The following is a 24123-nucleotide window of genomic DNA, read 5'->3' on the forward strand; positions in this document are numbered from 1 at the left end:
CTAAACGAGCTTTTAATAATTAATACTTATGTTTTACTACTAGCTACTATTAATACAATAGTGCTAAAAAAAAGAAATTTCACCTTCTTATTGAAAAAATATAAAAAAAACTCATATTTTCCACTTATTTTTGTTGTAAAACTCTTTTTTAAACCATTTTCCTATGTTTTTTCGCAAAAACAACTATTTTAAAACTTTTCTTAAACTTTCTGTTCCAAACCAAAAGCAGTATGTAAGGCTCTAACGCCTAATTCTAAATACTTTTCGTCTACAACAACAGAAATTTTTATTTCTGAAGTAGCAATCATATTAATATTAATGCCCTCTTCAGCTAATATTTTGAACATTTTGCTGGCAATGCCCGCATGAGAACGCATACCCACACCCACTAATGATATTTTGACAATTTTATCGTCACCCACTACTTCACGTGCACCTAGGTCGTTAGATACTTTGCCCAAGACTTCTTTAGCTTCAACATAATCGTTACGATGTACGGTAAAAGTAAAGTCGGTAGTGCCATCAGCACTGATGTTCTGGATGATCATATCAATTTCGATATTACTATCACCCACAGGTCCCAAGATAGCATATGCAACACCTGGTTTGTCAGGAACACCCAAAATAGTGAGTTTGGCTTCATCCCGATTAAATGCAATACCCGAAATTAATGCCTGTTCCATATCATCATCCTCATAGGTAATAAGGGTGCCGTTAGCACCGTCACCTGAGCCATCATTTGCAAAGACTGGCTCATCAAAACTGGAGAGTACTCTTAAAGGAACGTTGTATTTTCCTGCAAACTCTACCGCTCTTATTTGTAGCACTTTTGAACCAAGACTTGCCATTTCGAGCATTTCTTCAAAAGTGATTTTATCTAGTCGTCTGGCTTCAGGGACGACTCTTGGATCGGTGGTATACACACCATCCACATCCGTATAAATCTGGCATTCGTCAGCCTTAAGTGCTGCGGCTAAAGCGACTGCAGTGGTATCTGAACCACCACGGCCTAAAGTCGTAATATTGCCACCATCATCAACGCCCTGAAAACCGGCCACAACAATGACTCTGCCCTGCCCGATGTCAGCGCGCATTTTTTCTTCTTCAATACTGAGGATGCGAGCTTTATTGTGTGCGCTATCGGTCAGTATGTGTACTTGTGAGCCGGTATAGGAACGCGCAGGAATACCACGCTTGTTCAAGGCCATACTCAAGAGTGCAATCGTTACCTGTTCACCCGTCGAAAGCAGTACATCGTATTCTCTCGCTTCAGGCTTGTCGTCAATTTCATGCGCCAGGGAAACTAAACGATTGGTTTCACCACTCATGGCTGAAACCACGACCACAATATCGTCACCATTATCACGAAACTTACCGATACGCTTCGCTACATTTTCTATGCGTTCGACTGTGCCTACGGAAGTGCCACCAAATTTTTGAACAATTAAAGCCATATCGATTGTTTCAGCTGTTTTTTAATCGAGCAACTATACTAATAGTGTCGCTCGAAATAATTTATAAGGTTTTTACAAAGCCGCTTATTCTAACTGATTTTCTACCCAAGATGGAACCGCTGCAAGTGCTTTTTCCAGATTTTCTGGTTGATTACCACCGGCCATCGCCATATCGGGTCGTCCACCGCCCTTTCCACCCACCTGACTGGCCACACTATTAACCAAATCACCGGCTTTGAGTCGCTTGATGCTGTCTTTACTGACGCCTGCGGCCAGGCTCACTTTATCGCCATTCACTACAGCAAGCACAATGGCACAAGAGCCTAATTTGCTTTTCAGCTGATCCATGGTGTCACGCAAGCCTTTTGCATCCACGCCTTCAAGTTTGGCGGCCAATACTTTAAGGCCACCAATTTCAACGGCATTATCACTTAATTCACCACTTTGAGCATTGGCCAGTTTGCCTTTTAATTGTTCCAGTTCTTTTTCTAATTTCTTCGAGCGATCCAGCAAGGCTGAGACTTTATCAAACAACGAATCTCGATTGCCTTTTAGTAACGAGGCGCTATTATCCATTTGTTGTTCATTACGCTCAATATAAGCCAATGCACCCTGCCCTGTCATCGCTTCAACACGACGCACACCAGCAGCCACACCACTTTCGGCGGTGATTTTCATCAGGCCTATATCACCCGTACGACTCACGTGCGTACCACCACACAGTTCAACAGAAAAATCACTCATGCTTAATACGCGTACTTTATCAGCATATTTTTCACCAAATAAGGCCATTGCACCACTTTCTTTAGCGGCATCGATGTCCATTAATTTTGTCTCAACACGGTGGTTATTGCGGATCTGCTGATTTACTAAATTTTCAATAGTTTGTAGTTGTTCAGCCGTGATGGCTTCAAAGTGAGAAAAATCAAAGCGTAATTTTTGCTCATCAACTAATGAGCCTTTTTGTTGTACATGATCGCCCAACACGGTTCTTAACGCTGCGTGTAACAAATGTGTTGCTGAATGGTTGCAGGCAATGTCACTGCGCTTAGTTTGACTCACTTGAGTTCTAACAACATCACCCGTTGTCAATGAACCTTTTACTAATTGCCCTATATGGACGAAAACATCGCCATTTTTCTGGGTATTAATCACATCAAATTGCGCACCCGTGGCCGTTGTTATCGTCCCGCTATCACCAACTTGGCCACCCGACTCCGCATAAAAAGGAGTACTGTCCAGAATAATCATTGCGGTTGCATCTGACACGGCCAATTGCTGACATTGTTCGCCATCAATAATAATATTGAGGATTTTTGAGTTGTCATTATCCAACGCATCATAGCCAACAAACTCGGTTTTGCCTTGCAGGTCAATACTATCGTTATAGTCAATATCAAAGGCACTGGAGGCACGTGCCATTTCACGCTGCTTTTCCATGGCGGTGTCATAGCCTTCCCGATCAATGTCCAAGGCATGTTCACGGGCAACATCGGCGGTTAAATCAATGGGAAAACCATAGGTATCATAGAGTTTAAACACCACATCACCGGGGATAACCTTGCCTTTCAGTTGTTTTATTTCGGCACTGAGGATTTGCATCCCCTGATCCAGTGTTTCGGCAAAGCGAATTTCTTCCTGCTTAAGGATTTTTTCAACTTGCGCCTGTGCCTTGGTCAGTTCGGGATAGGCTGCGCCCATTTCCTGATTCAGAACATCGACTAATTGATAGAAAAATGGTTCTCTCAGTCCTAACTTGTGTCCGTGACGTATAGCACGACGAATAATACGGCGCAATACATAGCCCCGCCCTTCATTGGCAGGAATCACACCGTCAACAATAAGGAAGGAACAGGCACGAATGTGATCGGCGATCACGCGTAAGGATTTATTTTCTAAGTCCTGACATTGTGCTAATTCAGCAATGGTTTTGATGATGTGTTGAAACAAGTCAATTTCGTAGTTGTTATGCACGCCTTGTAAAATAGCCGCCAGACGTTCCAAGCCCATACCCGTATCAACAGAGGGATGTGGCAAGGGAGTCATTTTTCCGGATTTATCCCGGTTGTATTGCATAAAGACCAGATTCCAGATCTCGATATAGCGATCACCGTCTTCTTCGGGCGTACCCGGTGGTCCACCCGGCACATCAGCACCGTGGTCGTAAAAAATTTCACTGCAAGGACCACAAGGGCCGGTGTCACCCATGGACCAGAAATTATCTTTGGCACCAATTTTTGAAAAACGATCCGGTGAAATTTTCATTTCCTTCAGCCAGATATCGGTAGTTTCATCGTCGTCTTCGAAAACTGTGACCCATAGGCGTTCTTCCGGTAAGCCGACGACTTCGGTTAAAAATTCCCAGGCATATTGAATCGCATCACGTTTGAAATAATCACCAAAACTGAAATTGCCCAGCATTTCAAAAAAGGTATGATGTCTGGCGGTATAGCCAACATTTTCTAAATCGTTGTGTTTACCACCTGCTCGTACACAGCGTTGGCTACTTGTGGCACGTTTATAATTGCGCTTGTCCTGTCCGAGAAAAACATCTTTGAATTGCACCATACCCGCATTGGTAAACAATAAGGTCGGATCATTTCCTGGCACTAATGGGCTGCTCGAGACACATTTATGTTCATGTTGTTCGAAGAACTCAAGAAAGGCTGTGCGTAATTGCGCACTGGTTTTGATGGAAGCGTTTGCCATAATGGAACTTATTCTCTTTACTAATTATTTAGACGGTTTATTTCAAAGATACTGTTTTACAATAAATTTACGGTTTAATACTTATCTGCAAATAAGCGTTGAATCAGTTCACCGCTAAAACCACGCTGATATAAAAAGCGTGATTGTTTGCTTTGTTCTTTGTAGTCTTTTGGCAATTGTTTGCCAAAACGCTTGTTTCTAGCCGCTTTAATATGTGCCTGCCAAAAATCATAGGCGTTTTCCATATAATCATCGACCATCTCACCCGCAATACCGCGATTCTTGAGTTCATGACGAATTTTTATTGGCCCAGAGCCTTTATTGATTCTGGAACGAATAAAAGCCTCGGTAAAACGTGCTTCGTCGAGCAGTTTTTCCGCCAGTAATTGTGCTAGAACCACTTCTATTTGTTCTGCGATTCGCTCTGGTTTATCAAGCTCTGGTTTATCTAGATCTGATTTGCCTAAGTCAGACTCAGTGTTTGTTTCTCGTCGATTTAATTTACGCTGCAACTTTTGGCGCATTTCAGCAATGCTATGTTCTCGACCAGCCAGTATATTCATTGCTGAGATGCGTATACTGAGTAAACGCTTCTTTAACGCTTTTGCCTCTACTTTTTCCTCTAGAGACTCGTGTTGAATATCATCGTCAATAATATCGGTATCCATACGGGCAAAGCCTTCTTCTCAAAATCAAGTTAAATTTGAACCAGAGCAAATTAAGACGGCTGGGATTTTAACATATTATGCACTTTGATTGCTAGAAAAGTAGCGCCTAAAGCTGAGAGAGAATCTCGACTTAAAAAGGCCTACAGCCCTGTTAGAGTATGATTCTATCATAAGTCCAGTACAAGCCGATTAGAGCGATTAACAAGGAACCGGGAATCACAACAAATTTCCTATATTGCTGCTCATTGGCCAATTGTCTACGCAGACCAAAGCCAAGGATTAAATAAGCCACTAGAATAATGGATAATTGGGCTATTTCTACCCCGACATTAAAGCTAATTAAAGCCGTCGCAAAATCATTTTCCGGCATACCAAAGTCAGATAAAACGCTGGCGAATCCCATTCCATGTAAAAGGCCAAAGGCAAACACAATGAACAGACGACTACGATGCAAACGCGGAGAAACAATGTTTTCAATGCCAATAAAGGCAATCGACAAGGCAATCAAGGGTTCAACAATATTGGCAGGCAAATTAATATAGCCATTCATCGATAGGCCCAGGGTAATGGTATGGGCAATGGTGAACATCGTGACTTGCCATAATAAGGGCTTCATACGGACACTGAGAAGAAAAATTCCCAGAATAAACAAAATATGATCCAATCCCTTAGGCAGAATATGTTCAAAACCAGAGACAAGATAGACTTGAATTATTTCCAACACGGTCTGTTGAGTAAACACTTCAGTCAAGGAAAAAGGCTGGCTAATCTCATCGTCTTTCAACCATTGCCAAGATGACCAATGCCATTTTTCATTCACTTCATCCACTTGACGCACACGTACTGCATTATCGCCAAAACGCTCAGGATAATACCAGGATAATGATTCCGCCGACGTATCTATCGCCCCGGATAAAATAATCACACTGATTCTAGGGACTTTGACATAGCCCCGCTCAGGGATAGTCACTTTGTCTATATGGGGCTGTGTTCGCTGGCCATTGATCAGCAGCTTTACTTCATCTAAAAAGTCACTTTCAAAAGGCACAAAAGCCTGACGTAATTTTTCTGGAGGGAGTACACGTAAATCATCATAGGCCTGTGCATTGGGCGACTCTTTGGTATTCTTATAACGGGCATTAATACCTGTTAATAACGCTTCAATACTGGCACGAATTTCTATTTGATAAGTACCATCTGTTTTGACACTAATTTCAATCAGAGCAGGCTTTACCACGTCGGCATGGGCAATGCTGCTCCCCAAAATGGTCGCTAAAGTAAGAAAACTAAGAAAAAGAGTGCATAAAGCATAAAAATAAGATTTTCTGATCATAAAAACAACTTCTATCGATATAAAACGATTAAATTCCTAAAAAAAGTATGATATAAAAGAAAAATTATTATACTATAAAAAAAAACTAAAAAGCTTACACTTAATCCTCGATTAATAGCTCAAACCCCATAGTTAAAACCATAGGATGTTTTATGTCACCAATAAATCGCCGAAAATTTATAAAATACATTGGTACAAGTGCAGCTGCCACCAGTCTTCCTGCGATGTTACCGCTTAGCACAGCCAACGCCACGCAAGGCAAAAAGTTTCCTAAAGATTTCTATCACTTACCGATTCAAGGCAATGTTCGTATTTTGCATATCACCGATGTTCATGGTCAGTTAAATCCCGTTTATTTTCGTGAGCCCAATGTTAATTTAGGTGTCGGCGATGCTTATGGTCGTCCTCCTCATGTGGTCGGGAAAAAACTGCTTAAATGGATGGATTTAAGTACTGATAGTCCAGAAGCCTATGCTTATACTTATCTGAATTTTGATAATGTCGCACCGATTTATGGCAAAACCGGTGGCTTCGCACAAATTAAAACTTTGCTCAAACGCTTGCGTAGCCAAGCCGGTGGCAGACAAAACACCCTCACCATTGATGGCGGTGATTTATGGCAGGGCTCTGGTACGGCCTTGTGGACTCGTGGCGTTGATATGGTTGAAGCCTCCAATATTATGGGTGTCGATGTCATGGTTGGTCACTGGGAATTTACCTATCGTGAAGAAGAAGTGTTAAGTAATGTTGCCTTATTTAAGGGAGACTTTATTGGCCAAAATGTGCGGGTCAAAGAAGAGGCCATTATGAGCGATGAGTATCCCGCCATGGTGCAGCGCTTTGATGGTAACGGGCTTTATGATGAAGATTCCGGCCATGCTTTTCGACCCTATGTCATTAAGGAAGTCAATGGTGCTCGTATTTGTATCATTGGTCAGGCCTTTCCTCGTACTGGCAATGCCAACCCTCAGGAGTTCTTTCCTGACTGGTCTTTTGGCTTGCGCGAAGACGATATGATAGAGCTGGTCAAAGAGATACAAAAAAATGAAAAGCCTGATGCCATTGTCTTACTCTCCCATAATGGTATGGATGTGGATATTAAAATGGCGGAAAATGTCCCCGGCCTGAATGCCGTATTCGGTGGTCATACGCATGATGGTATGCCCAAGCCGCTCAAAGTAAAAAATGTCAGCGGTGGCACTTGCTTAGTGACCAATGCCGGTTCTAATGGTAAATATATCGGTGTTATGGATTTTGATATTCAAAAAGGCAAAATCAAGGCCATTCATTACAAAATGCTACCCATTATCACTAACTGGCTACCCGCCGATAAAGAAATGGCCGCCTATATTAAACAAATGCGCCAGACTAAATACGATGACAAAATCATTGAGAGTCGCGCCAAGGAATATTTCTTTAATAAAAATAGAGTCGGCAAAAGCTATGAAGAAATTCTCAGTGAAAAACTCGCCATTGCGGATCGTACCTTGTATCGCCGAGGCAATTTTATGGGTACCTGGGATCAGGTACTTTGCAATGCCCTAAGGCATGAATACAATGCTGATGTGGCCATGTCTCCCGGTGTTCGTTGGGGAACAACAACGCTAGGGGGTGACTGGATCACAATGGAAGATGTGATGACTCAATGTGCAATCACTTATGGTGAAACCTATGTGGCTGAAATGACTGGCCATGATTTATTGAACATTCTGGAAGGCGTTGCTGATAATTTATTCGACCCCGATCCTTATTTGCAATCAGGAGGTGACATGGTGCGTGTCGGTGGCATGAATTATACCATTGATCCCGCTAAGAAATTATACGAACGCATCAGCGATGCCCGCTTAGATAATGGGCATGTTATTGAAGCGGATATGACTTATAAAGTCGCTGGCTGGGCTTCTGTCAGTCGTACTCCTGAGGGACGCTTGATGTGGGACATCGTTCGAGACTATATTCTAGCCAAGCGTGGGAGCGATAATGTATTGAAGTTACCCATTATTAATCACCCTAAATTGGTCGGCGTTAAGAAAAATCCAGGCATTGCCGATTACCCCGGTGAATTGGAATAATCAATTCTATAAACTAAGCGACGATTAAAGGTGGATGTGCAATTTTATCCACCTTTGAATTCACTTTATCAATGTTAAAAACCATCAAAATAAATCCACTTCCCCCTGCTCTTCCGAGGTACTCTCAAATTGTTTTTTCTGTGTCACTAACTCATCGATCAAGCTAACGACTTCTTCACTGCTCGATTCTGTCTGCTTGAAATAGTCCATTAGTTTGTCTTGTAACTCTTGATTATGCTGCCAGTCATCGTCCTTAACCATAGCCAAAATTTGATGCACATTATTATGGACATGATAATGTGGCTCCAGTAATTTTTGGTAAGCCGGTAAATGTTTATACTGCGCCCCACCGCCCTCGGTGTCATTCAGCCATTGTCCAAAACGACAGTTTTGATCATCGACGGCAACGTCCCGTGCTTCTTGCGAACTAACACCTGATTCCAAAGTTCGATAGGCTTTTTGCACATAAACAATATGATCTAATTTCGCCAATGCAGTGAAGCCAACTAACTTAGCATGGCTAACAACCTCTAAAGTGCTTTGTGAAACATCAGAAAAATGAGCAAAGTTTCTTTCAAAGTCATTAATGACTTCATGAGACTCTTTAGAAAGTTCATTCATTTTTTCAGTATCACTATAAATCGTACTACTGGACTCAACCAATTGTTTAATAATACGGGAGATATTATCTGTCGCTTCTTTGGTATCCACCGCCAAATTACGTACTTCATCTGCCACGACGGCAAAACCACGACCGGCTTCGCCTGCCCTAGCCGCTTCAATGGCTGCATTCAGTGCTAACAAATTAGTTTTGTCTGCAACACCCGCGATAAAGCTGGTGACTTCAGTGATTTCTTTGCTGGCCTGATTTAAGGTTTCAGTTGAACCACGCATTGTTTCTATTGAGGCAATTAATTGACTAATATTACTTAATACCCGTTTGACTGATTGCTCACTTTCTTGTGCAGTTTGCACAGATTCGGATGATGAAGATTCAACATGTGCCATCTCAGAAGACATTAATTGTAAATCAGCCTGATTTCTTTTGAGATTTTTCAATAAGTTTAAATTACGCATAGAGTCTAATTCAAAGAGCATGTCATTTTTTTGCTTTTGCCAATAAGCTTGTTCCATTTCTTTAACTGTTAAATCAATCTCAACCAATGTTGCTTTAAAAACGCCCTGTAAACCAATAGGAAAACTACTGCGATAATATTTACCCTTCCATATATAGCCAAATACTGTATTGACTTCTCGAATAAGGGTTTCCATTTGATCTAAAGTATCATTGAGCGATTCAGCAATCACATTGATTTGCATATTATTATCATAGTCAATGGGAAAAATGCGATCTTCTAATTCGCCCTCAATCATGCTCTTACTGACGCGTAAAATTGACGTTTGAATTTTTTGCGCATAAAAAAACTTTTTGTGTTGTATCAACAAAAAAATACTACCCAGTAATAGCACAATAATAAAAACGGGATCCAAACCATAACGAATAATCGCATAAATGGGTGTTAACATTAATAGTGCACCAACCAGCCTTAACAAACTGAGGGAACTAAAGAGAGAGAGCAAATTGGTCATAGCCAACTCCTGATGCGTCTAATTTTTCCGTTAAAATTGCTGTGGATACATCAATTGCTGTTTTTGTGGTCGCATTTTTTTCGGCGATAAGCATTTCTTGATAAAGTGGCTTGATAATATCCAAGGATTTTTTCGAGGCTTTACGTCTGACAGAGTAGTAGCCGATGATTTGATCATGACTATAACTAGGGGTCACATTGGCGAACACCCAATAAAAATCTCCAGTCTTGGACATATTTTTTACATAGCCATTAAATTCGTGACCCGAGCTAATGGTTTCCCACAGCAAATTAAAAATAGCTCTAGGCATTTCAGGATGACGCACCATATTATGCTGTTTATTGAGAATTTCCGTTTGCTTGAAACCGGAAAACTCCACAAATATTTTATTGGCATAAATAATCCGAACTTTTAAATCTGTTTTTGAGACAATAAAATCATCATCTCGCATCACGATTTCTTTGTTTGTCGGTTGAATTTTGTTCTTCATAAAACCCTCTATCTGGACATACTATTAGTATAATCGGCACTATTCTAAATAACATTAGGCAAATAATATGATTAAATTGAGTATAGCCCATGAATTGGACTTTGTAAGAGAGTTAGGGGGGTAAATGACAACAAAATGTAGGGTGGGCATGGCTTTATCTGCCCACGCTGACTCAACACCTTGTATTCACACTTTCAGCGTGGGCACAAAAAGCGTGTCCACCCTACGGTCACTAAAGAAAGGGGAAGTTAAATTTAAGCTTCTTCCGTCTCAGGTTCAATGCCATCTTCTGGCTCAGGCTCACCAATAACAGGTAAGAGTTTTTCTCGAATTTTAGCATCAATTTCTGCGGCGATGTCTGGATTCTCTTTTAAGTAATTCCGCGCCTTGTCTTTACCCTGACCAATTTTATCACCATTATAGGCATACCAGGCACCGGCTTTATCGACAAAGCCCTCTTTTACGCCCAAAGAGATTAACTCACCTTCATAGGAAATACCTTCGCCATAGAGAATATCAAATTCGGCCTGTTTAAATGGTGGGGCAACTTTGTTTTTCACCACTTTCACCCGGGTTTCATTACCTAGAATCTCATCACCTTTTTTAATTGCACCAATGCGACGAATATCTAAACGAACAGATGCATAAAACTTCAGCGCATTACCGCCGGTGGTGGTTTCTGGATTACCGAACATGACACCAATTTTCATCCGTAATTGATTAATAAAAATCACTAAGGTATTAGAGCGTTTGATAATGCTGGTTAATTTACGCAGTGCTTGAGACATCAAACGGGCTTGCAGTCCCATGTGAGAATCACCCATTTCACCATCAATTTCTGCTTTGGGTGTTAAAGCCGCCACCGAGTCAATGACCAGTACATCAACCGCACCAGAACGAACTAACATATCGGTGATTTCAAGGGCTTGCTCACCCGTATCAGGTTGAGAAACAAGTAAGCTATCGATATTAACCCCTAATTTTTCAGCATAAATCGGATCAAGTGCATGCTCAGCATCGACAAAGGCTGCTGTACCACCCGCTTTTTGTGCTGCGGCAATCACTTGTAGGGTCAAAGTGGTTTTACCTGAGGATTCTGGTCCATAAATTTCAATAACACGACCTTTTGGCAAACCACCTATGCCCAAAGCAATATCCAGTCCCAACGAACCCGTTGAAATTGATTCAATTTGAGTGATGCCTGCATCCCCCATTCGCATTACCGAACCTTTACCAAACTGGCGATCAATTTGAGAAATGGCAGCGTCTAGTGCCTTTTGTTTATTTGCATCCATAGTTATTTGCATCCATAGTTGTTTCCGTTTTTTATTACGAGAATGGGATTAGCTTTATATTGGTTCTTTATATTAGCGCCGAATGATATTTGTACAACAATTATATGCAGTCTTGTCTAAAGGGTCAAGGGATAATCCTAAAATAAATCAGATGAGCCGTAGCAAGAGCGATCAAGGTAGTGCAATTTCTAATAATTTTTGTAATGCATATAGGGCTGATTGCTGACGGACAGCATCGCGATCACCGGAAAATTGTTGTTGTTCAGTGGTCGCTATTATGGCTTTATCACCACTATAAGCCCAGCCAAAGCAAACTAAGCCCACTGGCTTTGAGTCAGAACCGCCACCTGGTCCGGCAATACCTGTAATTGACAAGGCTAATTGTGCCTGAGAATGTGCCAGAGCACCTTTTACCATCGCTAGGGCAACTTCTTCACTCACCGCCCCAAATTCACTAAGCAATGATGTTTCAACACCGAGCATTTGCTCTTTGGCGAGATTACTATAGGTTACAAAACCGCGTTCAAACCATTGTGAGCTACCCGGCAAATCGGTCATTAGCTTGGCCACTAATCCCCCGGTACAAGATTCAGCAGTCGTTACTTGCAACTGCTGTTGCAAACAAAGTTTAGCTAAATCATTAAGAATGACATCTATCATATTGATCTTGGATTAAATTTATTTGAAAAGTGGTTAAATCTGTATTTCAAGACTATAATCAGGGTATGCAGATTTCTAACCCCGTCATTTCACAATACCTTAACAGCACGGTTAATGGTAGTGCTAATCGCACTCAGCAAGCGGATCGCCTGCCGGTTAAGGCGGTCACGATTGAAGGGCAGTTGCTAGATGAGGACAAACAATTATTTTCCAGCACCGCCATTAATCAGGATGACGAATCTCAACAGCAATCGTCACAACTCATTGCCCCCGTTAATCAGCAACAAAACACGCCTGCAAGCAATGCCGATAATGTCGGTAGTGCGCTTTTAATTCAAAGAAAATTAGGCAACAATTCACTACAGACAAGACAAAATGAATCAGCACAGGCCGAACCCAGCTTTCCTTATGGTAGCCGACGTAGTTCTCAGGGCGTTGCGGGCAGTTCCTTGGTGTTAAAAAACTATTTAAGCAATGAATCTGCCAATCAAAGCAATAACTCTCAAGGCCGTTCAGGCCAGAGAAATATTGATATCTTTATTTAAGTGACGTGCTCTAAAGAAACACCCACAATATATTGTCCATTATCTTCATCCTGAACCACTCGCATGACCTTTGCTTTCGCACTCAGCGGTGTAACGGTTTGAATCACAGGATGCACAATCACATCAATTTCCTGGCCTTCTTTGAGTGGTCGTTCGGTAATAAATTTAACCCCTGTAGCGCTTAAATTTTTACCTTCCCCTTTATATTTTTCGCTACTTCCCTGTTCAGAAAATTCAATGTGGCAATCGACTGACATGCGATAAAATGAACGTTTCTCATCATAGTTGATAGTCATGGATACAGTTCTACCTTTAGTAAATAATTTTACAAATCAAAGAAAATTTTTAACAACTTAATTTTTATTCTGTCATTAATAATAACAGTAAACATTATAAAAACCGAGTAATAGTCGTAATCTAATGCAAGTCTTTTGCTACTATTCAGCTTATTGTAACGTACCCATAGAGTATCCGGTTAAATGGCTTGTCTTTACAGGGTTTTGAAAACAGGATATTTTCATAAAGCGTCACATGGATGTGCTGGAGCGCCCCTGTAAAGACAAGCCATTCAATCGGAGACGGGAATTAATGACAGTCTTTTTATGTCTATTTATCTTAGTTAGTGCCCATCCGTTTATTCTAAAATAATTTGATAATTTTGACCGTAGGGCGGGCACGCTTTTTGTGCCCACGCTGAAAGTGTACATAATAAGCGCTTGAGTCAGCGTGGGCAGATAAAGCCATGTCCACCCTACGGTTCTTTATATAAAAAAACCTATTTACGGATGGGCACTAGTTAGCATTTATTTTTAATAGTTTAGATTTTTTTTCAGAACTGACGAAATAATACTTTTCATCTTCTCGCAGACACATGGCTTCAGGCTGATAAAGCCCTTTATATTTCAATGAGTTGTCATATTTCCATTGATTTTTTTTAGAACTATAATGAAATCGATGGATACGCGCATAAGTATGCACCGACATCAGCTTACCATCGAGACTGATATCCAAAGCACTCGGTCGCTTGATTTGTTTCAGCTCACCGACTTTAATCGCCACCTGTGTACGATCTAAGTTGCTCGGTTTCAAGTCCAACTCAAACAAGATGCTCTGCTTTGTCCGCTTGGTTAATAAGAGTATTTTTTCACGTGAAATATCGACGGCAACCGCTTCAACGTCATGGGATTGATTATCATCATATTTAAACGTAATAGTCCAAGCAGGTGAAATTGAAGAACGACTGGCATTTTTTTTAGCAGAATTGAGTTTTGGTTCTTCAATAATATATAAACGATAATCCCAGCGCATTTTAATATTATCGCCGGTATCTGCTATCAGTAGGTAATGTTTATCCTGATAAACAAAGGCATCCATATCTTCCCAGTCATAACTGTCCATGTCATCCAAATAGAATGTACCGCGATCCTTACCTTTCTGACTCAGCGCATAAATAATTGGCATATGACCACTGTCATTATGTGTCCAAAGTATTTTTTTATTATGTGTCGAACAGGCGAGACCACTGGACTCATTTATTTGTTTATTCTCAATATTGTAGCGTTTTTGTTTATTAACGATCAGGTTTTCTTTGGCCAAAATCGCTTCTGAGATAAATAGCGTCAGAATGATAAATAATGATATTTTCAATTTTTTCCCTGAAGATCACTCTAAAAAGCCGCTTTAAGTCTCGGTAAAACATCCAGTGTATTGGTATAGAGTTGTACAATAATTTTCTCATTCTCTGATCTTGAGTTATATAAGTCCAGGAACGTTTGCACGATTTCAGTTAAATACTGAGGGCTATTTCTTTGCCCATGATATTTTTCCGGGCTCATATCCGGCGCATCTGTTTCTAACACCCAGGCCTCTAATGGCAGACGGGGCACTAGCGAACGTAATTTAGTGGCCTGAGGATAGGTAAAAGCGCCACCGAAGCCTAATTTAAAACCCAGCTTTAAATATTCTTTCGCTTGTTCATAGCTACCACTAAAAGCATGAATAATACCTCGCAGAGAAGTATTCCCTTTAAGCTGTTGAATGACTTGTTCATGGGATTTTCGGGCATGGATTAATACCGGCAATTGATGCTGAGCAGCAATATCCAATTGCTGAGAAAAGTAAAAAAGTTGTTTTTCCTTCTGATGATTTTGTGCTTCAGCCTTACTTTTAAATATAGAGTTTTTAAACATAGAGTTTTTAAAAATAAAAAAATCCAAGCCTATTTCACCCAGAGCAACAATGGGTTCAGACTGGCAGAACTGTGCCAATAAATCCAGGTCATCACGATGATGCTCAGTTACAAAGCAGGGATGCAAGCCAAGCGCAGGTGCTAATAAGTCATTTTCCTGACAAGTAGCCAGTAAAGCCTGCCAGTCCTGACGGCAAACACCTGGAACCACAATGGCTGTAAAGTTCAGCGCCTGACAAGCCTCTATAATGTGTGTTCGATCAGCATCAAAAGCCGGAAAATCCAGATGGCAATGGCTGTCGATAAATTGTCCGTTTGCTATAGAATTATCGGACAACTGAACCAAACACTTCTTTAAGCAATTCGGTCGAACGTGCCGCAGGATTGGCACGAATCAGTTGTTCTTGTGCGGCAATTTTATTAAATAAACCAGCCATTGTTTTATCGGTCACATAGCTATCGATATCGGCGGCATCACCAAGGTAAGCATTCATTAGGCCAAAGGTATCATAGCGTTTTACTTGCTCTGTCATGGACTTATAATACTGTGTAACCTGAGCTTGATTCATTGACTCAGTAACATAGGGTTTAATGAGTTGACTCAATTGCTCAGAAGTATTTTTCTTAAAATAATCCGTTGCCGCCGTATCAGATCCGGATAAAATACTTTGCGCATCTTCCAGGGACATTTTTGAAATAGCATCGGCAAACACATTGCCGACCAGAGGTATGGCTTTTTCAGCTGCACGATTCATGCTGGTGACAAATTCATCAGCAGCTTGTTCCTGACCAAATGACCGTAAAGCCTGCTCAACTTTTTGCATACTTTCAGGCATCAGAATTTTTACTGCTTGATCGTTTAAAAAGCCGTTTTCCTGACCTAGCAGTTCAATTGCCTTTTTGACCCCGACATCAAGTGCCTCTTTTAAGCCTTGAGCAATCTGGTCATTCGATAAGGCTGAGCTCATTGTTGCTGTCGTGTCTTTTCCAGTGGTGGATTTCAACACAGAATCGGCTTCTTTTACCCAGTCCTGCCAGCCTGAATATGCGGTATTAATGGTCGTTGCCATAACGGCGATAAGAGAAAATATTAAGCGTTTTTTATTCACTGTCTATCCTTGCTTTTAAAAGAAAAATTTATACTGTTATTTTAGTACAAAATGAATCAAATTAAAGAGTTTATAATTTTTCATGAGAAATAAGCAGCTGATTTTGTTTTGCATTACGCCCTTTTTTAGTCAAGATTTCGTATTCTAAAGCCTGTTTTTCACCGCTAGCGATAGTCGTATGAATATCAATATTTTGGAAATCATGTTTTTTGATCGTTAAAGTGCTTTTTATCTGTGCATCACCCGCAATTAGGCGACGAATTTCCACTTTAATCGCCTGATCAGTAAAATTACGCACATGTTGAACATAGCCTTGATGCACATTCCAACCTGAAACCTTGCTATTATGATCGACAATCATATTGCCATCACTCACTCGACGATGTAGATTGCCTTTTTTATAATGCATCCAGATATTATCACGCCAGTTTTTTAAATTAACCAGAGAAAAATAAATGGCTGGATTCACCCCGCTATTTAACTCGACCTTCTCACCCACCGAAGTGTATTTTAGCTTCAAACCCGCAATATAGGTCAAACTCGATTGCTCATTTTTCTGATATAGCTGTATCTGGCCTTCGGGCAATGGGGCATCACCCAGTGAAGACTTGTCATTATTCTTAAAGATTAAAATACGCGCCAGCTTATCACCATATTCTCTGGGACGATAACGATAAACCGTATCAATAGGGATTGCTTGAGCGAAACCACTGCGCAGCCGTTTTGACCATTGATTAGGAATGCTTTCCCTGCCCTCGATGGAAAAAATGGTGTATTCACTGAGACTATCCTTCGCCACTTCTTTTTCTTCCATGAAAACAGCGTCCATTGCAGCTGATGGCATAGCCTGTAATTTATATCGCCCCGATTTTTTCTTCATCATCTTTTGGGCTAAGTCTTTGCGCATGAGTCGTTTACGGCTGCGTATTTCATTTTCTTTTATACTAGCAGCATTGACCAGGTCATTAACCCGTTCAACCAGATTGATTTTTCCAATGACCAGACGAATTCGCGCATTATTATAATCTTCACCTGATAGATTAGTGACCGTCACAAAGGAGTCCAAGGCCATTGTTTTGGCTTTTGACTCAAGAATCCCCAGATAATCAGCTTGCCAACTGATGCCCGAAGTAAAATAGGTGATTTCCACCGTGGCCTGAGTCGCCAGTTCACTATTAATATGCCAATACAACATCTGCGGCTTATCATGGGGGAATTTGGTATTATTTAAATGCATTTCCCCCGGATGTGAAAGAAATTCCAATTGTACCGAGGTGGGGTCGATTCGCGTGTTAGCCCAGCTAAATTGCAAACGGTTTTGTCCCTTTTTAATACTAACCTGACGCGTTTCACGCACCAGAGTTAAGTCTTCAGAGTTATAAATCGTTAATTGCACGCTCTCTCTTGATGGCAAGGTCGATAGGTCAATGTTTTTTGCCATTATGGTCATGCTGATAAGGCTTAATAACAAAGCAAACAAAGTGACTTTTATTGATTTTATCTTGATCATAATATTCTCCCCTACCATTCATTCTTAATGAGTATATGCAGTTTCTTTTCCAGTTTAAGCACTTTACTTTGCCCTGTTCTAGCCGGGAGCGTCACCTGGTAAGCAATGGTTTGGCTGTCTGATTGTTTTTTGAGTGGTTCTGAGCTAAAAGAATTTTGTTTACCGATTTGCCACTCAATCACCTGTACTGCCATTCTAGGTCGCCTTGAGGAAAAGACTTCATCACGTAATAAGGGAATTGATTCTTCAATGATTAAGTTAAGTGGCTTATCTTTAAAATTTTCAATTTCATATTTTACGATAGCATTGATATTATAAAGATTACCATTGATGCGCTGACGCTTTTTACTCTCTATTGTGCGTTTTACAACAATGTCTCTGGCTTCACCAACAAATAATTGGCCACTGTCTTCACGGGCGATAAATTTACCCCAGTCTTCACCGATGAATACTCTGGTGCCATTACTATCCCGCTGATAAATTCGCACTTTGCCTGCGGCCAGGGATTGCTGCCCTAAGTTGTGCTTGGCATCATTATGAATATTATAGTGCATTAAAACCTTTAACTTATCCTGAGCCCGATCACGATAGCCTAATGTTGCCGCATTCACCGTATAAGTCTTATCGATTGGAATGGCTTTAAATTGCTGGTTTAAAAATTCTTGCGATTCATCCAGCCCCATAGGCAGTCTAATTGCCCTGCCCGAGCCCGTATTGATATCCGCATTTAAAAAAGCTTCACCGGATTGGTTATTTACTTTGACATATTGTTGTAAATCCATCAGTGTTTCATCGGTATTAGCACGCGCTATATAATGATAGCTTCTATCTAAACGCTCAATGGCATAAGTAATTCGCACGCGCGCACTACCATGAGCACTGGCCGACACCGTCCAGGTCAAAGCAGATTCATTGGGGGGATAACTCACCGATAAGACATTGGCTTTAAGCGATGCATTGGCATCATCTGAAGGCAGAACACGAAAAACAATCGTGTCCGGTTTGATACTCGTATTGTGCCAGGAAAAATCAATTTCATTAGTGCCCTTTCTTAAAGGCACTATCCGTTCTTCTTCTATGATCGTGGTATTTTCATTTTCCAGTTGTATTTCCACGTGCTCTCTTACGGGTAAGGTAATGAGCTTTATCCGAGCATAGGTATTCGTTGTAAAGAAAAGTCCCAAGCTCAAGGCGATGAGCGCATGGCGAATTTTAGATGGCATAATATTTCCTTTTTTTAAAAATCATCTTTCATTTGATAGGTATAGACGATATTATTCTGAAAAAGGGTTAAATCATTTAAAAAAAGAAAATATTATATTCTAATGCGTAATGCGACCCGGTAAAGACATACAGCTTAACCGGATACGGGTTTATACTGAATAGTTACTTTAATGCTAGGTCTCATCACCTGCGATATAATGTTCTAATTGCTCAATCATGTGCTTTTGTTCAGCAATAATATCCTTAATTAAATCACCCACAGAGACCATACCAATGAGTTCATCGCCTTTAAGCACGGGCAAATGCCGGATGCGACGCTCGGACATGACCACCATGCAATCATCAACGGTCTGACTGGGAAAGGTATAATAAACCTGTGTACTCATAATATCTTTGACGGTGGTATTTTTTGATGAGCGGCCTTTTAAAATCACCCGCCGGGCATAGTCACGTTCTGAAATCATACCGACCAATGCCCCATCATTGAGCACCGCTAAAGCACCCACACCTTTTTCATCCATGAGTTTAATGGCCTCAAACACCGTATCATCCGGAGCTGCACTCCAAATACTATGCCCTTTGCTATCTAATAATTCACCGACTGTGATCATAATCCCCCCTATGACACATGATTTGTTTATAATTTAACTTATAGACTAAAATAAGGCTTTGTTCCAAAAATCTTAATAAATAGTGAATTTTAAATCGTTACAACGGCTGGATGATGAAGAAATATGAGTGATTTACAGAGAACCATGGCTGACTACGGCTTTGAATCCAATGATGATTATGAGTATCATCTGCGTTGTTTGATGAACAATCCCTATAATGGCATCAAAGCAATCAACATTGAGGGCCATAAGGGACGCCGTAAGACCGCCTTTGCCAATGCCCTGGGGCGAGCCTTGGAATACCCTCATTTGTTTTATTATGACTTCACTCAAAAAGCCGAAGCGGAAGGTAAGGTCATTATTCCCCCCAGTGAAGATGAGCATGGTCTGACGGAAGCACCTGTTGGTGACTTTGATCATGTCATGAGTGAAGCCTGTGCTTTTAGTGAGGGAGAGCAAACAGTATTAATTTTAGATCAATTACAAGCTGCCGACTTTAAAGATCATATTCGCATTTATCACTTCATAAAAAACACCGAATGGTCTTATGGCAACAATGTGTTGAAAGCCAGCATGAAAAACTTGCTGCTAATACTCATCAGTGATGAGCCTTTATATCATAGTCTGCAAAAATCCAGCTTTAGAATCTGGGTCAATGCCGTTTCTGCGGCACAAAAAGAGTATTCACCGGCTGACTTTTATCTTCAGGATGATGTTTTGCCCATTATGGAAGCATTAGCACAGGTCTTTGAGCTTCTTGAGGTCGCTCCCACTCATAGTGAATATAAAAATATTCTCAATGATATTCACCTCAACATTCATACCGAACAACAACTCATTCACTCACTGTATGGCTGGATGGAAGGGACTGATAGAGAATTACTTTTTTCGCCCAAAATGTCACTTTTACTCACTCAAGTCATCGATAAAATTCAGCAATATCATGGCATGGATGAAGTCATTATTGAGTCATAAGTGCTTTTAGCTATTGCCATTAAAATATGGCCATGAAAATATGTTAACCTACTGCGCTTGGAGAAATAAGTGTCAGGAAAACTTTAATGTCAAAAACGTCTTTGCCCAGCTCTTCTTTAGAGAAAAAGGAAGCCACCAGTTGGCGCAGTAGCGCTCAATCTTTTTTACAGCCACAAGTTATCACCATGCTATTTCTTGGTTTTTCAGCGGGCATTCCCCTATTACTGATTTTTTCCTCTTTGTCTCTCTGGCTTATTGAAGCTGGGGTACAACGTTCCACCGTCACGTATTTTAGCTGGGCCGCGCTGGGTTATTCCTTTAAGTTTTTATGGGCACCGCTGATCGACCGCCTTCCTCTGCCCTTTTTAACCCGGCGATTAGGCCGACGACGCGCCTGGTTATTGATGTCACAAAGCATGGTCATCAGTGCCATCATCCTGATGGCTCAAATAGACCCCGCCTTAGGTGAAGAGCAATTAGTGCTCATGGCCTTTGCCGCTATTTTTCTGGGTTTTTCCTCTGCCACACAAGACATTGTCATTGATGCCTATCGTATCGAATCAGCTGATGCTTCATTACAGGCCTTAATGTCATCAACCTATATCGCAGGGTATCGAATTGGTATGTTGGCCTCCGGTGCCGGGGCATTGGTATTGGCAAGTCAATTAGGCTCAGTAGTCGGCAGTTATAGCTATGCTGCCTGGCATTGGACTTATATTGGCATGGCATTGTTTATGGGCGTTGGCATCATCACCACCTTATTGATCCCTGAACCTAACCCCAACAAACAACAAAACAGCAAGCATAGCACCGCTCAATACCTGCAATTTTTATTCTTATTTATTGTCTGTGTGATTATTTTTATCAGTACGTTTGTACTCTTAAAAGCCCCAATTAATGATGCTAAAACAATGCTTGCCTCCTTCATCGGTGCGCCTTTGAGTAGTTTTACAATGGAGTTAATTCGACTTCTCAGTGCGCTCTTGACTGTCGTTATCGCTGCATCAGCATTACTCAATATGGGACTGGTGGACAAAGAGTTGGTGTGGGAATCCTATATTGCCCCCGTCAGCGACTTTTTTAAACGCTATGGCAAAGCTATTGCCATAGCCCTATTAGTCTTTATCGGCTTCTATCGTGTCTCTGATATTGTCCTTGGCGTGATTGCCAATGTGTTCTTTTTGGAAATAGGCTTTACTAAACTGCAAATCGCCACCGTGGTTAAAACCTTTGGCCTCTTTATGACCATTGCCGGTGGTTTTTTAGGCGGGCTATTAGCCGTTCGCTTTGGCGTGATGAAGGTTTTATTTCTTGGTGCCATACTCACCGTAACCACTAATTTATTGTTCATGGTATTAGCTTCTGCAGGCAATGACATTGTTTTACTCTATCTGGTCATTTCTGCTGACAATCTGTCTGCTGGCTTGGCCAGTGCTGCCTTTGTTGCCTTTTTGTCCAGTTTAACCAATATCTCCTTTACCGCAGTACAATACGCAATTTTCAGTTCTTTGATGACCCTCATGCCGAAAATGATTGGCGGCTATTCTGGTAGTATTGTAGAAAGCATTGGTTATTCCAACTTTTTCCTATTGGCCAGTTTAATGGGTATTCCGGTTATTATTTTATTGTATTTTTTAAATAAACACATGAGCTTAAAGTAGGGACTTTCTATATCTATGCCATACATTGAATATTCATGAATTTTTGACTATTCTTTATAAAATAGACACATTAATTTATACCCCTAATTTATACTAGGTAATCGCTGTCATTTTATGATCATTCTAACAAACAATACTTGCCTATGATGAACACACGCTCTAAATGGCTATTTTTCTTCTTGACTATTGTTAGCGTCATCCTATTATCGGCCATCATTATTTCCTTTAACCTATTATCTAAGCAAGTAATAAATATAGGAATAAATGATTGGACAGGTTATGACCCCTTTATTATTGCTGACAAGCAAGCACTTTTTAAACAGCAAGATCTCAACCTTAATGTCATTCGCTATAAATCAGCGGATGAAGGTATACAAGCCTTAAAAAATGGCGAAATAAAGGGCGCAACACTCACACTTGACGAAGCAGTCATTTTGCATAAATCAGGCTTTCGAGTAAAGACGGTATTAATCATCGATTTTTCTAGCGGTGGCGATATGATTATTGGCCAATCATCCATCAAGGATATGAGTATGATTGCGGGCAAACGGGTTGGTTACGAAGGCTCATTGGTAGGGGAATTCTTATTACATCGAGCGCTCTCTAATAATCAAATTAACATTACCGACATCGAATTAGTATCGGTCAGTAGTGATAACTGGTTGAGTGCATTTAAAAACAAAAAAATTGATGCACTGGTTTGTTATAATCCTGATGCGACCACATTGCTTAAGCATAATAATGCCCAGTTATTATTCAGTTCAAAAGAGATACCCTACGAAATAATTGATGTATTAGTGTTTGAAGAGCAATTTTTTTATAACAATAAAATAGCCATTCAAAAAATTGTATCAACCTGGTTTAATGCACTTGATTTCATTAAGCGGGATATCAATACGGCTATAGACATTATTGCTCAAGAGAAAAAAATCAATATTGCAGAATATAAAGATACATTGGCACAACTCATTTCACCTGACTTAAAACAAAACCAACAGCTTTTTGATGAAAACAGTCAACAAAACATTTATAAATACTCTCAGGTAACAATTGATTTTTTACTCGATAAGGGCTTACTTTCAAGTCGAGTTAATACCGATGAATTTTTCACAAGTGAAATTATTACAACTTTAAAAAATTAGGTTTATTTAATTTATGCTCGCTTTTTTTAAGTTCAAGTCAATACGCACACAAATGACATTATGGTTGCTCATTGTATTTTTATTGCCATTGAGTTTTTTCTTAAGCATTTTCATCGAATCAAGATTAGACACCGTTAAGCAAGAAAGTTTTCTACGCCTTAGTTCAATTAGAGATTTAAAATTACAGCACCTTAACCATTGGCTAAACGAAAGAACCGATGACATACGCATGTTATCCGAAACAATCGCTCTTCAAATGAGTGCTAAAAAGCAAGAGCAATCATTAGAAAAAGACATTCGCAATCTATTTAAAATTTATCATGATAAAAATAACTCCTATGCAGAAATATTTCTCATTAATAAAGACACGGGGGATATTTGGTTGTCCAATCAAAAAAACAATGAAGGACTCAACAAGTCAGATGACTTATACTTCACCCAAGCATTAAATAAAAAAGCACCTTATATAAAAAATATTTATCGCTCAAGCATTACTAATGAAGTTGCCATGAGCATTTCCTTCCCTGTCTATCACCTTGAACAAAAGAAAAAAACATTAGCCATTCTGGTAATGAGAATTAACCTTCGAGACTCCTTATTTAAGTACTTAAATAATAACACGGCACTGGGAAAAACAGGTGAGATACACATTGTTAATAGTCATTATCTCACCCTAAACCAACTTAAATTCAAACCGGATAGCGCGTTAAAGTTAACCGTAAAATCACTCCCTGCTGTCAAAGCAGCCAATGGTAAAACAGGCGTCATTGAAGCGTTGGACTACCGTAAAGAAAAAGTTTTGGCGGCTTATACCTATTTACCAAAGACTCAATGGGGCTTTATTACCAAGCAAGATTTAAAAGAAATTTATAGCCCCTTATATCAGT

The 24123-nt window shown here is 40.3% G+C and carries 21 protein-coding genes and 1 pseudogene; 7 read left to right on the forward strand and 15 right to left on the reverse strand.

Annotated elements, in window-relative coordinates:
• Positions 1-200 precede the first annotated feature (200 nt).
• From JEU79_RS17025 to JEU79_RS17040, 4 genes are all read right to left on the reverse strand, one after another.
• Complete coding sequence (locus JEU79_RS17025) at positions 201-1454, reverse strand: aspartate kinase (RefSeq protein ID WP_198265062.1); 1254 nt, start codon at positions 1452-1454, stop codon at positions 201-203.
• Positions 1455-1538: 84 nt separating this feature from the next.
• Positions 1539-4163, reverse strand: coding sequence for an alanine--tRNA ligase (gene alaS, locus JEU79_RS17030; protein ID WP_198265063.1), 2625 nt, complete (start codon positions 4161-4163; stop codon positions 1539-1541).
• 74 nt (positions 4164-4237) lie between these two features.
• A complete protein-coding gene (locus JEU79_RS17035; RefSeq protein ID WP_198265064.1) occupies positions 4238-4831 on the reverse strand; it encodes a regulatory protein RecX in 594 nt (197 codons plus the stop codon).
• 151 nt (positions 4832-4982) lie between these two features.
• Complete coding sequence (locus tag JEU79_RS17040) at positions 4983-6164, reverse strand: HupE/UreJ family protein (protein ID WP_198265065.1); 1182 nt, start codon at positions 6162-6164, stop codon at positions 4983-4985.
• A 224-nt stretch (positions 6165-6388) separates the two neighbouring features.
• On the opposite strand from JEU79_RS17040, the pseudogene JEU79_RS29110 reads away from it, so the two are divergent.
• Positions 6389-7309: pseudogene (locus tag JEU79_RS29110) on the forward strand (thiosulfohydrolase SoxB family protein); the annotation flags it as partial.
• A 363-nt stretch (positions 7310-7672) separates the two neighbouring features.
• Complete coding sequence (locus JEU79_RS29115; RefSeq protein ID WP_484637482.1) at positions 7673-8236, forward strand: 5'-nucleotidase C-terminal domain-containing protein; 564 nt, start codon at positions 7673-7675, stop codon at positions 8234-8236.
• Between the two features lie 84 nt (positions 8237-8320).
• Here JEU79_RS29115 and JEU79_RS27600 read toward each other — a convergent pair whose 3' ends face one another.
• The 4 genes from JEU79_RS27600 to JEU79_RS17065 form a co-directional block, all read right to left on the reverse strand.
• Positions 8321-9826, reverse strand: a complete 1506-nt coding sequence (locus JEU79_RS27600; RefSeq protein WP_214660611.1) for a methyl-accepting chemotaxis protein — start codon at positions 9824-9826, stop codon at positions 8321-8323.
• Positions 9801-10316, reverse strand: a complete 516-nt coding sequence (locus JEU79_RS17055; RefSeq protein ID WP_198265068.1) for a PAS domain-containing protein — start codon at positions 10314-10316, stop codon at positions 9801-9803. The genes JEU79_RS27600 and JEU79_RS17055 overlap by 26 nt, the downstream gene beginning before the upstream one ends.
• A gap of 254 nt (positions 10317-10570) precedes the next feature.
• On the reverse strand, positions 10571-11611 hold the full coding sequence (gene recA / locus JEU79_RS17060) for a recombinase RecA (RefSeq protein WP_198265069.1): 1041 nt from the start codon (positions 11609-11611) through the stop codon (positions 10571-10573).
• Between the two features lie 171 nt (positions 11612-11782).
• Positions 11783-12271: a CinA family protein gene (locus JEU79_RS17065; protein WP_198265070.1), complete on the reverse strand. Its 489-nt coding sequence runs from the start codon at positions 12269-12271 to the stop codon at positions 11783-11785.
• Between the two features lie 29 nt (positions 12272-12300).
• On the opposite strand from JEU79_RS17065, the gene JEU79_RS17070 reads away from it, so the two are divergent.
• A complete protein-coding gene (locus JEU79_RS17070; RefSeq protein ID WP_198265071.1) occupies positions 12301-12816 on the forward strand; it encodes a hypothetical protein in 516 nt (171 codons plus the stop codon).
• Here JEU79_RS17070 and JEU79_RS17075 read toward each other — a convergent pair.
• From JEU79_RS17075 to JEU79_RS17105, 7 genes are all read right to left on the reverse strand, one after another.
• Positions 12813-13112, reverse strand: coding sequence for a PilZ domain-containing protein (locus JEU79_RS17075; RefSeq protein WP_198265072.1), 300 nt, complete (start codon positions 13110-13112; stop codon positions 12813-12815). The genes JEU79_RS17070 and JEU79_RS17075 overlap by 4 nt on opposite strands.
• 496 nt (positions 13113-13608) lie before the next feature.
• Entirely contained in the window at positions 13609-14463 is an 855-nt protein-coding gene (locus tag JEU79_RS17080) for a hypothetical protein (RefSeq protein ID WP_198265073.1), read from the reverse strand.
• Between the two features lie 20 nt (positions 14464-14483).
• Positions 14484-15341 carry a TatD family hydrolase gene (locus JEU79_RS17085; protein ID WP_198265074.1) on the reverse strand — a complete coding sequence of 286 codons (858 nt, stop codon included), beginning with the start codon at positions 15339-15341 and terminating at the stop codon, positions 14484-14486.
• Positions 15331-16113: a DUF4197 domain-containing protein gene (locus tag JEU79_RS17090; protein WP_198265075.1), complete on the reverse strand. Its 783-nt coding sequence runs from the start codon at positions 16111-16113 to the stop codon at positions 15331-15333. The genes JEU79_RS17085 and JEU79_RS17090 overlap by 11 nt, the downstream gene beginning before the upstream one ends.
• 70 nt (positions 16114-16183) lie before the next feature.
• Positions 16184-17623 carry a DUF4139 domain-containing protein gene (locus tag JEU79_RS17095; protein ID WP_198265076.1) on the reverse strand — a complete coding sequence of 480 codons (1440 nt, stop codon included), beginning with the start codon at positions 17621-17623 and terminating at the stop codon, positions 16184-16186.
• 11 nt (positions 17624-17634) lie between these two features.
• Positions 17635-18846 carry a DUF4139 domain-containing protein gene (locus JEU79_RS17100; RefSeq protein ID WP_198265077.1) on the reverse strand — a complete coding sequence of 404 codons (1212 nt, stop codon included), beginning with the start codon at positions 18844-18846 and terminating at the stop codon, positions 17635-17637.
• A 174-nt stretch (positions 18847-19020) separates the two neighbouring features.
• Positions 19021-19458, reverse strand: coding sequence for a CBS domain-containing protein (locus tag JEU79_RS17105; protein ID WP_198265078.1), 438 nt, complete (start codon positions 19456-19458; stop codon positions 19021-19023).
• Between the two features lie 123 nt (positions 19459-19581).
• On the opposite strand from JEU79_RS17105, the gene JEU79_RS17110 reads away from it, so the two are divergent.
• The 4 genes from JEU79_RS17110 to JEU79_RS17125 form a co-directional block, all read left to right on the forward strand.
• Positions 19582-20433: a hypothetical protein gene (locus tag JEU79_RS17110; protein ID WP_198265079.1), complete on the forward strand. Its 852-nt coding sequence runs from the start codon at positions 19582-19584 to the stop codon at positions 20431-20433.
• Between the two features lie 86 nt (positions 20434-20519).
• Entirely contained in the window at positions 20520-22094 is a 1575-nt protein-coding gene (locus tag JEU79_RS17115) for an AmpG family muropeptide MFS transporter (protein WP_198265080.1), read from the forward strand.
• A 179-nt stretch (positions 22095-22273) separates the two neighbouring features.
• A complete protein-coding gene (locus JEU79_RS17120; protein ID WP_214660612.1) occupies positions 22274-23236 on the forward strand; it encodes an ABC transporter substrate-binding protein in 963 nt (320 codons plus the stop codon).
• Between the two features lie 229 nt (positions 23237-23465).
• Positions 23466-24123 (forward strand): cache domain-containing protein (locus JEU79_RS17125; protein ID WP_246540362.1); only part of this gene is annotated, 658 nt, incomplete at its 3' end.

This window comes from sulfur-oxidizing endosymbiont of Gigantopelta aegis, from assembly GCF_016097415.1.
Taxonomy (GTDB): Bacteria; Pseudomonadota; Gammaproteobacteria; order GRL18; family GRL18; genus GRL18.